The sequence below is a fragment of the Mammaliicoccus fleurettii genome (assembly GCF_003970575.1).
Classification (GTDB): Bacteria; Bacillota; Bacilli; order Staphylococcales; family Staphylococcaceae; genus Mammaliicoccus; species Mammaliicoccus fleurettii.
Window position 1 is genome coordinate 1 of sequence record NZ_RXWZ01000142.1, and the last position, 10,590, is coordinate 10,590.

The following is a 10,590-nucleotide window of genomic DNA, read 5'->3' on the forward strand; positions in this document are numbered from 1 at the left end:
TCACAGTTGTCAGACCACCATGAAGAATACTATATCATAATTTATTTAATTAATAAAGACTATAAAAGTCGTACATTTTCATAACCTACTATATTTATAAATTCTTCAAAATCACCTTTATTCAAATTTAAATATCCAAGTGATTTTGAGGTAAAATCATCATCGTTAAAGTATGTTACTTTAATTTTACTTTCCTCTGATTTTGTTACCCATTCATCCAGACTTGTCACATTTCTAACCACAACTTCTTTAGTAGTTGCTAACTTTTCTTTTTTAAAGTCTTCTAACGTTTCTATACTATTAATAATGATTTGCATCTTTCCATTTCTTTTCTCAAACTTACCTTGAATAATAATTGGTACGTTTATAATTTCAGTTGTTTCAATTAGTTTATATGCATCTGGAAAAATAACACCTTCCACTTCATTTATACCATCAATTATATTTACAAAAGCCATATTTTGCCCTTTTTTAGTCCTAATTTTTCTTAATGAAGCAATCATGACTAACATAGGTACTTTTTCATTTTGTATTCTAATTGGATAAATAGATAAATATTGGAGTTGTTTGAATAATGATAGAATAGGATGTTCAGTCGCATAAAATCCTAAATATTCTTTTTCATATTCACTTTTCATAAGACTAGGCATTTCTTCAACTTCTTTGAATTCTTTTTTTACATTTAAGCCTAGTTCTGCAAGTAAATTATTGGCATCTCCAACTGACTCACTACTTTCATAAACATTGTCAATTGACTGTAACATGGTAGCTCTTGTTTGACCGAAAGTATCTAATGCACCTGAATAAATAAGTGATTGTATCATTTTTTTATTTTTCACTTTATTAGGAAGTCTATGAACAATATCATACATATCTTTATATTTACCATTTGTCTTTCTTTCATCGACAATACTTTTGACACTTTGATAACCAACACTTTTTATTGCCCCAAGTGACGTGTAAATTCCGTCTGAAGTTGCTTTATAAAACCACTCACTATCGTTAATGGATGGTGGATAAATTTTAACACCTATTCTTTTCAATTCAGTTACCATTTGTTCAGTTTTCACTTCATTACCTACTACATTGGATAGTATAGAGGCATAAAAATAAGTCGGATAATGAACTTTTAAATATGTCATGATATATGCAATTTTACTGTAAGCTACAGCATGAGCTTTCGGATAACCGTAATCAGCAAATTTAAGAATTAAATCAAATATTTTTATTGCTGTTGATTCCTCGTACCCACGTTCTAAGCTTCCGTTAACAAAATGCTTTCTTTCATTTTCTAGTAATGCTCTATTTTTCTTACTCATCGCACGTCTTAGAATATCCGCTTCACCATAAGAAAATCCAGCAAATTTGCTTGCAATTTGCATAATTTGTTCTTGATAAATAATAACACCATATGTTGATTTCAATATACCTTCTAAATCTGGATGTAAGTATTCAATTTGTTCATTCTGTCTACGCCGTTTTATATAAGTGGGAATTTCTTCCATTGGGCCAGGTCTATAAAGAGAAGTTACGGCAACAATATCCAAGAAATGATCAGGCTTTAATCTTTTTAATACACTTCGAACGCCTTGTGATTCAAGTTGGAATATTCCTGTAGTTTCCCCTCTTGATAAAAGCTGAAAAACTTTAGCATCGTCGAAAGGTATTTCTTCAATATCTATATTTTTATTTTCTTGATATTTAACTTGATTAACGACTTGTTGAATAATAGATAAGTTTCTTAATCCAAGAAAGTCAATTTTCAGCAAGCCTATTTTTTCAGTTTCTGTCATTGTCCACTGTGTTAAAACACCCGTGTCACCCATCATAGTAGGAACAAATTGATGTAATGATTGGTCATTTATAATAATACCCGCTGCATGAGTAGACGTATGACGCGGTAATCCTTCAAGTTGTTTACTGAGTTCAAACCATTTTTCATGTAAATGATTTTGATTAACAAATTGCTTAAATTCTTCACTCTCATAAGCTTCGTTCAGTGTAATACCTAATTTATGTGGTATCAGTTTAGATATATAATTTAAAGTCGCATCATCAAACTGTAAAATTCTTCCTACATCTCTTGCCACCGCTCTTGCTTGTAAATGACCATATGTAACAATACCTGCTACTTTATTGTCTCCATATTTATTTTGTACATATTGAATTACTTTATCTCTTTTAGTATCTTGAAAATCAATATCAATATCTGGCATTGTTACACGCTCTGGATTTAAAAAACGTTCAAATAACAGATCAAACTCTATCGGATCAATCGTCGTTATATTTAAAATATAACTAACTAATGAACCTCCTGATGATCCACGTCCTGGTCCGACTAGTACATTTTGTTCTTTAGCATATTGAATCAAATCACTAACAATTAAAAAGTAATCAGCATAGCCCATTGAGACAATAATGTCATATTCGTATTTTAATCTTTTTTCATATTCTTCATTGAATTGTGGGTATCTTTCTTTATTAATCATTAACAATTCCCAAAGGTATTCATTACTTGTTTTATGCTCTGGTGTGTCAAATTTAGGTAATAAATCTTGATGATATGTAATTTCAACGTTACATTTTTGCGCTATCTCATCAGTATTTTCAATATATTCATTTGAAACATCTATATTCGGTAATTCTTTTTCAGATAAGAAATGTCTGTTTATATTCTTGTTAAAATCACTAATCGTTAATTTTTCATTATTTTTAATCGCTTTTAAACCAATCAAACTATCTCCGTCATCTTGATTCAAATATAATGCAGATTGTATATACACTTTTTTATGTGTTAATTCCGCACTAGAATTATGAGATAAATATTTATCATCATCATTAATTTGAATTGCTTGGAATAAATAGGCATTATCTGGGCTAAGTTGTTTTGCTATAATGATTAACCCATCAGAATAAGTATTCAACCACTCAACAGGCGTTGAAAACCGCTCCTTAAGAGAAATTGCTGATGATAGTTTAATTAAATTATGATAACCAATATTGTTTTTTGCTAATAAAACGCATTCAACTTGATTAAGTTGATCATCTAAATATACTGTTAATCCAATAATCGGCTTTATATTTACCTTTAAACATTCATCATAAAATTGTAATGCACCGTGCATAACATTTAAATCCGTTAAAGCTAGCGCTTGATAATTTTCATCTTTACCTTTTTCAACGACATCTGAAATTCTGATGCTTGAATTTAATAAATCATATGATGAATGAATATTTAAATGACTTACCATGCGCTACACCTCCTAAATTTCAGATTTAATATCTGCAGTTAATGCATCAAACTCTTCCCAACTATATACGGAGGCACCTGAAGCATTTGGATGTCCACCACCATTATACTTAGCAGCTATGTGATTGATTGTAATTCCTTTTGAACGTATTCTACATCTAATTTCTTTACCTTCATCGACAGCAAATACCCATGCTTTAAGTCCTTTAATATCTGCAACTGTATTTACAAATAATGAAGCTTCGTTAGGTTTTAAATTAAATTTTTCAAGAATGTCTTTCGTAATTTTTATAGAACAAAAGCCTTCACCATCATAATTGAAGTTTTGTAATATATAACCTTGAAAGTGTAATAACTCAGGTTCACGTTCACTTAATTGATTGAGTAGTCTATTACGTTCAAACTCTTGCGTCATCAATTGTGCTGCAACTTCCATAGTATGTGGTGTTGTGTTATCAAACAAGAATCTTCCAGTATCTCCAACAATACCTAAATATAAAACTCGGCTTGCTCGCTCACTTACATTTGAGTCATTCAAATTCCATGAATGATTTAAATCAAAGATTATCTCACTAGTCGATGATGCATTTGTATTAACGAAATTAATATCACCATATGAATCAACTGGTGGATGATGATCTATTTTAATTAGTTCTGAACCTTTGTTAAATCGTTCATCATCAATTCTAGGTGAATTAGCTGTATCACATACAATCACTAGTGCACCATTATAAGTATCATCAGATATTTCATCTAAATCACCTATAAATTCTAAAGTAGGTTCTGATTGCCCTACTGCATATATATTCTTTTCTGGAAAAGTATCTTGTAATATATATTTCAATCCTAACTGTGAACCGTATGCATCAGGATCCGGTCTCACATGTCTATGTATTATAATTGTTTCATATTGCTTAATTTTATTTAATATTTCTTCCATTGTTATCCTTCTTTCTTTATATTTACTTATATTTTATTAATTGATATAATTCGATTTGGTAGGAGGAATAAATCATGTCACCTGAAATTATGTCCACATTTGTTGCTTTAGCAGTAACAATTATGATTCTAGCTTTAATATTTGCAATTTTAAATCTTGCGCGTTCATTTAGAACAAAACGCGATGTTAGAAAAGCCTATCATAAAGCTCGCTCTAGATTTTATTTCGGTATATTTATGATAGCATTTGCAGTTGATCAAGTATTTTTATTTCCAACTTTAGTAACGTATATCATTGTAATCGTATTATTATTCTTTGGTATTTTGAATCTTACTTATGGTTATAAAGCAAGCAAATACTTTAAAGGCAACTTACCCATTGAAAATAAAGCTTGGGAAGAGTTCGAACAAAAAAAGCATAATTAATTTCTTTAAAAGCGTTGTATTTATAACGCTTTTTTATTTTTCGAAAATTTGACACATAAGTAAAGCTTTGGCAACTGTTGCACTTCCACTAACCATAGTCACTTCAAATTTAGCAAATAATCTTCCGATATCTAAAGTAGAGATTTTCACTTCGACTTCATCATCTATTTGAACGGTCTTTAAATAATAAATATCTATATGTTCAATCATAATTTCAGATTTTTTCATTTTTCGTATTTCATAACGTAATGCTTCTTCAATGACAGCAATATATACAGATTTCGTCATCATACCAAATTGATTTGTAAGTTGTGGCGATATATTTACAACAACATTTCCATTAACCATCGTTATTTGTTTCGCAATTTGGTCATGAATTGTTTCTCCAATTTGTGGTTGTTTACTCATTAACTGCATAGTCTTTAATACATCTTCTCTTGATATAATACCAATCAATTCTTTAGAACTAGAAACAACTGGTAACAATTCTATACCTTCCCAAATCATGAGATGCGCACAGGTTGCAATCGTTGTATTCAAATGTGCAACTATAGGTGATTTAGTCATTAATGGTTTAATACTTCTATCTAGTTCTTCATTCACAATGTCTTTACTTGTCAAGATACCCACAACTTTCGATTCACTGTCAATTACAGGAAAACGTGTGTGAGAAGTAAGTTGGGATAATTCATTCCAATCTCTTACTTTTTGTGTGTCATCAAGATGAGAAGTTGATTCTATAGGTATCATAATATCTTCGACCATTAGAATTTCTTTCTTAATCATTTGATCATAGATGGCTCTATTAATAACATTTGCTACTAAAAAAGTGTCGTAATTTGAAGAAATAATTGGTAGTTCAAATTCATTAGCATATTCAATAATTTCTTCATTTGCTTCAAACCCACCAGTAATTAGTACTGCCGAACCTCTCTTTAAAGCTTCCAATTGAACATCAGCGCGGTTACCCACTATAAGCAATGTATTTTTAGTTAAATATTTTACTACATCATTTAACTCCATTGCGCCAATAGCAAATTTGGATAATGTTTTATACAACCCTTGCTTTCCGCCTAATACTTGACCATCTACTATTTTAACAATTTCGTTAAAAGTTAAATTCTCAATTTGTTCTCTAGACTTACGCTCAATTCTAACAGTACCAACTCTATCAATTGAAGCTACGAGCCCTTTGTTATCCGCTTCTTTTATTGCTCGATAAGCAGTACCTTCTGAGACATTTAAATCTTTGGCTATCTGCCTGACAGAGATTTTATGTCCAACAGATAACGACTCAATGTACTTTATAATTTGTTCATGTTTCGTCATGTTTATACCCTCTATCAAATTTAATGAATTACTTTCTATTATACATTTTTGAGTGGTTAAATGATATGTTTACAAAAGAAAAGTGGTTGCGTTTATATGCAACCACTTCTAATCTCTATTTTATAATTCGACGTATTCTCCTGCTTTTAGAATACTTACTTCAGATGACGTAACAGCCTTTTCAAACTCTTTAGGATCTTGCTTAATATAATCAAATGTATCGTAATGTATTGGTACTACTTTTTTAGGTTTAATAAATTCATTAATTGCATAACTTGCATCATCAATTCCCATCGTGAAATTATCGCCAATTGGAATGAAACATAAATCAACTGGATGTCTATCTGCAATTAATTTCATATCGCTAAATAATCCTGTATCTCCTGTATGGTAAATCGTTCCAGCTTCAGTTTCTAATACAATCCCTGCTGGCATACCTAAATACACAATTTCACCATTTTCTTCTGTAATACTATTACTATGAAATGCTTGAACGTATTTAACTTTACCAAATTTGAATTCAACATTGCCTCCAATATTCATTGGATGTAAGTTTTCAAGATTATATTTATTTGATAAATAATCAATCGCTTCTGGGAAAGCAATTACTGTTGCACCAGTTCTTTTTGCAATGCTAGCAGTATCACCTAAATGATCTCCATGACCATGAGTTAAAATAATATAATCGACCTCTACTTCATCTGCTGTTAAATCTGACATTGGATTTCCAGTAATAAATGGATCCACAATCACTTTTTGTCCTTTACTCTCAAAATAGATTACTGATTGTCCATGAAATGATACTTTCATGACTTTCCCTCCTCATATTGTCTTTTCCATATGTTATATACCCTAAATTTGAATTTATGAATCAAGAAGTCTAAAATAATAATGTAAGAAAGAGAAGCGGGAGGCATAATAATGAAACATAATGAAATTACAACATTTTTAAAAGAAAAAAGTGTAGATGCGGCATGGATAACAACTCCATTAAACATTTTTTATTTAACGGGTTATTTATCTGAGCCTCATGAACGATTATTTAGTTTATTAATTACTAAAGATGGTGACGAAACTTTATTTTGTCCAAAAATGGAAGTAGAAGAAGCTAAGAACGCTGGTTTCAAAGGCAATATCGTTGGTTATTTAGATACTGAATCACCTTTTGATATAATCGAGCAACAATCTTATAAAACATTTGCAATAGAATCTGAACATTTATCTGTTAAAAGACTTCGTGAAATTGAAAAAGCTTTTAACGTAGAAACAATTGTCGATATTGATCAAGTGTTAAAAGATATTAGAAATGTTAAAACAGATAATGAAATTGAAATGTTACAAGAAGCTGCTAAATATGCAGATTTAGCTATTCAAGCTGGTGTTGAAAAGTTAGAAGAAGGTATTTCTGAAATAGAAGTATTAAATCATATCGAAACAACGATGAAACAACATGGCATTTCAAAAATGAGCTTCGATACTATGGTATTGTTTGGCGACCATGCTGCTGCTCCGCATGGTACACCTGGAGATAGAAAGTTAAAAGACAATGAATATGTGTTATTTGATTTAGGTGTAATTTATAAAGGTTACTGTTCAGACATAACTAGAACAGTTCCATTCGGTACACCATCAGAAAAAGCTAAAGAAATATATAATGTTGTACTTAATGCAAACAAACAAGCTATAGACATGATAAAACCTGGTGCTAAAATTTCAGACTGCGATAAAGTAGCAAGAGATATTATTAGTAATGCAGGTTATGGTGAATACTTCCCTCATAGACTAGGACATGGACTCGGATTAAGTGTTCACGAATTCCCTGACATCTCTAGTACAAATAAGGATGAATTCCAAGAAGGTATGGTATTAACAGTAGAACCAGGTATTTACGTTCCTACAGTTGCCGGCGTTAGAATTGAAGATGATATTGTCGTAACTAAAGACGGACATAAAATTTTGACTGGATATAAAAAATGATCAAAGAAGCTTGTGTAGAAACAATTACTCAAATAAATAACGCTATTAAAAACGGTGCTAACAGAATAGAACTTTGTGATAACCTTTCAGTAGGTGGCACAACGCCAAGCTATGGAATGGTAAAAATAGCAGTAGAACTTTGTCATCAAAACAATGTCGAAGTTGCAGTTATGATTAGACCACGTGGCGGAGATTTTAATTATGATTACTTTGAATACGAAATAATGAGACAAGACATCATACAATTAAAAGAATTAAATGTTGATGCCTTTGTATTTGGTTGCTTAGACGAAAACGAACACTTAGATGAATGGAAAATGCAGTCTTTAAAAGAAGCATGTGGTGTAATACCAGCCGTTTGTCATATGGCATTTGATTCCATCAATCCGTACAACCAACTTAAATCATTAGATTGGTTAATCAACCAACAATTTACTCGTTTATTAACACATGGCGGATCAAGTGACACTTCAATATTCGATAACGTAAACCACTTCGGCAAATTGTTAATCCATTCAAAAGGAAACATAACAATCATGCCAGGTGGCGGACTAAATAAAGATAATTTATCAGCATTAACAGAAGATATCCCATTTGATGAAGTCCACGGTACGAAAATAGTATAAGTATTAATATAAATCCGCATCTCATTAAGATATGAGATGCGGATTTTAGTGTTTTAAAAATGGAGAGCTATATAGTTAGTCTTGGTTTTAGAACTAGCACTACGCTTACTGGCAGAATTACGAATTATGCTCCTTAGATTGTTCTTACTGGCAGAATTCTGAATTTTGCTCCTTAGACTGTTCTTACTGGCAGAATTCCGAATTATGCTCCTTGGATTGTTCTTACTAGCAGAATTCCGAATTTTGCTCCTTAGATTGTTCTTACTAGCAGAATTCTGAATTTTGCTCCTTAGATTGTTCTTACTGGCAGAATCCTGAATTTTGCTCCTTAGACTGTTCTTACTGGCAGCATTCCGAATTGTGCTCCTTAGAGATAGCTCCTCTTACGGACATTTCTCGGAATTATGTCCCTTAGCACCACTCTTACGGACATTTCTCGGAATTTTGTCCCTAACGACACCCCTTACGGACATTTCTCAGAATTATGTCCCTTACAGCACCTCTTACGGACATTTCTCGGAATTTTGTCCCTAACGACACCCCTTACGGACATTTCTCAGAATTATGTCTCTTACACTTTATTAAGCTATGGGATCATTTGCTCACCTTTCTCGTCGTTGTTATAAGTAAATCGATAAAATTACATACAAATTATAGTTGCTCATATTTATTTTCTCAAGCTGCAAAAAAAACAAAAAAAACAAAAAAAACCTGTCTCAGGCTTAAGAGAGACAGGATTTTTTCAATTTCTGCTTATTTTAATATTTCTTGATATGGTGTGAATTCTTTATCAAAAGCTTTAGCTACTTCTTCATAAGTTAATTTACCATGAATTGTGTTTAAACCTTTTGCTAGTGCTTCATTATCTTGACATGCTTTTACATAGCCTTTGTTTGCTAATTGAATTGCATATGGTGTAGTTGCATTATTTAATGCAATTGTAGATGTTCTTGGAACTGCTCCTGGCATGTTAGCAACTGCATAATGTACTACGCCATGTTTTACGTATGTTGGATCATCATGTGTTGTAATTCTGTCTGAAGTTTCGAATGATCCACCTTGGTCAATTGCGATATCTACTAATACTGAACCTGGTTTCATTTTTTTAACCATATCTTCAGTTACAAGTTTCGGGGCTTTTGCTCCTGGAATAAGTACTGAACCAATAACTAAATCACTTTCAACTACTGCTTCTTCAATATTTAAAGGTGATGACATCATTGTTTGAACACTTGCACCAAATAAATCATCTAATTGTTGTAAACGTGTTGGATTTAAGTCAATAATTGTTACGTCTGCGCCAAGTCCAACTGCCATTTTAGCAGCATTTGTACCAGCTTGTCCTCCACCAATTATTGTAACTTTACCGCGTTTAACACCTGGAACACCAGATAATAGTATACCAATTCCACCATTAGTTTTTTGAAGAAATTGCGCGCCGATTTGTGTCGACATTCTACCTGCAACTTCACTCATTGGAGCTAATAATGGTAATGAACGATTGCTTAACTGTACAGTTTCGTAAGCTATTGATGTAACTTCTTTTTCTAATAATGCGTTAGTTAAAGACTCTTCTGCTGCTAAATGTAAGTATGTAAATAAAATTAAATCTTTTTTGAAAAATTGATATTCTTCTTTAAGTGGTTCTTTAACTTTCATAACCATATCTACATTCCAAGCTTGTTCTTGACTAACAATTTCTGCGCCAGATTGTTTATAATCTTCGTCAGTGAATTGTGAACCAATTCCAGCTTCTGTCTCAACTTTAACTACATGATTTTGTGCGATTAAACTAGCTACGCCACTAGGTGTTAATGCCACCCTATTTTCATTATTTTTAATTTCTCTTGGTACCCCTATAATCATTTTACATTCCTCCTTGACTCAATCTTAACGCCACTAATTTGAAAGCGCAATCATTATTATTTATTTTTTATATTATCTTTATTTTCTAAATTTTCAAATAATTATTACTGCATTTATACTTTAACATATTTCTCATAAAACTGTTCAATATTTCCTTTTATTTAAAAGTTTATAATG

8 protein-coding genes are annotated in these 10,590 nt (G+C 31.5%); 3 read left to right on the forward strand and 5 right to left on the reverse strand.

The genetic code is table 11. The annotated features are described in order from the left end of the window. Window positions 1-59: 59 nt before the first annotated feature. Together CD129_RS10160 and CD129_RS10165 are read right to left on the reverse strand one after the other, a co-directional pair. Complete coding sequence (locus tag CD129_RS10160) at window positions 60-3,251, reverse strand: DNA polymerase III subunit alpha (protein WP_115337344.1); 3,192 nt, start codon at window positions 3,249-3,251, stop codon at window positions 60-62. 12 nt (window positions 3,252-3,263) lie between these two features. Continuing rightward, window positions 3,264-4,190 (reverse strand): DHH family phosphoesterase, encoded by a 927-nt coding sequence (locus tag CD129_RS10165; protein WP_078356404.1) that lies wholly within the window; start codon window positions 4,188-4,190, stop codon window positions 3,264-3,266. Between the two features lie 74 nt (window positions 4,191-4,264). On the opposite strand from CD129_RS10165, the gene CD129_RS10170 reads away from it, so the two are divergent. Next, entirely contained in the window at window positions 4,265-4,615 is a 351-nt protein-coding gene (locus CD129_RS10170; protein WP_078356403.1) for a YtpI family protein, read from the forward strand. 33 nt (window positions 4,616-4,648) lie between these two features. On the opposite strand, the gene CD129_RS10175 is transcribed toward CD129_RS10170, so the two are convergent. Continuing rightward, window positions 4,649-5,944 carry a DRTGG domain-containing protein gene (locus CD129_RS10175; protein WP_115337343.1) on the reverse strand — a complete coding sequence of 432 codons (1,296 nt, stop codon included), beginning with the start codon at window positions 5,942-5,944 and terminating at the stop codon, window positions 4,649-4,651. Window positions 5,945-6,064: 120 nt separating this feature from the next. Next, window positions 6,065-6,754: a metal-dependent hydrolase gene (locus tag CD129_RS10180; RefSeq protein WP_078356401.1), complete on the reverse strand. Its 690-nt coding sequence runs from the start codon at window positions 6,752-6,754 to the stop codon at window positions 6,065-6,067. 111 nt (window positions 6,755-6,865) lie between these two features. On the opposite strand from CD129_RS10180, the gene CD129_RS10185 reads away from it, so the two are divergent. Beyond that, window positions 6,866-7,921, forward strand: a complete 1,056-nt coding sequence (locus tag CD129_RS10185; RefSeq protein WP_115337342.1) for a M24 family metallopeptidase — start codon at window positions 6,866-6,868, stop codon at window positions 7,919-7,921. After that, the gene (locus tag CD129_RS10190; protein ID WP_115337341.1) at window positions 7,918-8,547 is read left to right on the forward strand and encodes a copper homeostasis protein CutC; all 630 of its coding nucleotides are present in this window, start codon (window positions 7,918-7,920) and stop codon (window positions 8,545-8,547) included. Before CD129_RS10185 ends, CD129_RS10190 begins: the two co-directional genes overlap by 4 nt. A 753-nt stretch (window positions 8,548-9,300) precedes the next feature. Here CD129_RS10190 and ald read toward each other — a convergent pair. After that, window positions 9,301-10,413: an alanine dehydrogenase gene (gene ald, locus CD129_RS10195; protein WP_107510072.1), complete on the reverse strand. Its 1,113-nt coding sequence runs from the start codon at window positions 10,411-10,413 to the stop codon at window positions 9,301-9,303. Window positions 10,414-10,590 lie beyond the last annotated feature (177 nt).

Coding starts and splice junctions, on each gene's coding strand:
- CD129_RS10160 (WP_115337344.1), bottom strand. CDS start 3,251: ATGGTAAGTCATTTAAATATTCATTCATCATATGATTTATTAAATTCA.
- CD129_RS10165 (WP_078356404.1), bottom strand. CDS start 4,190: ATGGAAGAAATATTAAATAAAATTAAGCAATATGAAACAATTATAATA.
- CD129_RS10170 (WP_078356403.1), top strand. CDS start 4,265: ATGTCACCTGAAATTATGTCCACATTTGTTGCTTTAGCAGTAACAATT.
- CD129_RS10175 (WP_115337343.1), bottom strand. CDS start 5,944: ATGACGAAACATGAACAAATTATAAAGTACATTGAGTCGTTATCTGTT.
- CD129_RS10180 (WP_078356401.1), bottom strand. CDS start 6,754: ATGAAAGTATCATTTCATGGACAATCAGTAATCTATTTTGAGAGTAAA.
- CD129_RS10185 (WP_115337342.1), top strand. CDS start 6,866: ATGAAACATAATGAAATTACAACATTTTTAAAAGAAAAAAGTGTAGAT.
- CD129_RS10190 (WP_115337341.1), top strand. CDS start 7,918: ATGATCAAAGAAGCTTGTGTAGAAACAATTACTCAAATAAATAACGCT.
- ald (WP_107510072.1), bottom strand. CDS start 10,413: ATGATTATAGGGGTACCAAGAGAAATTAAAAATAATGAAAATAGGGTG.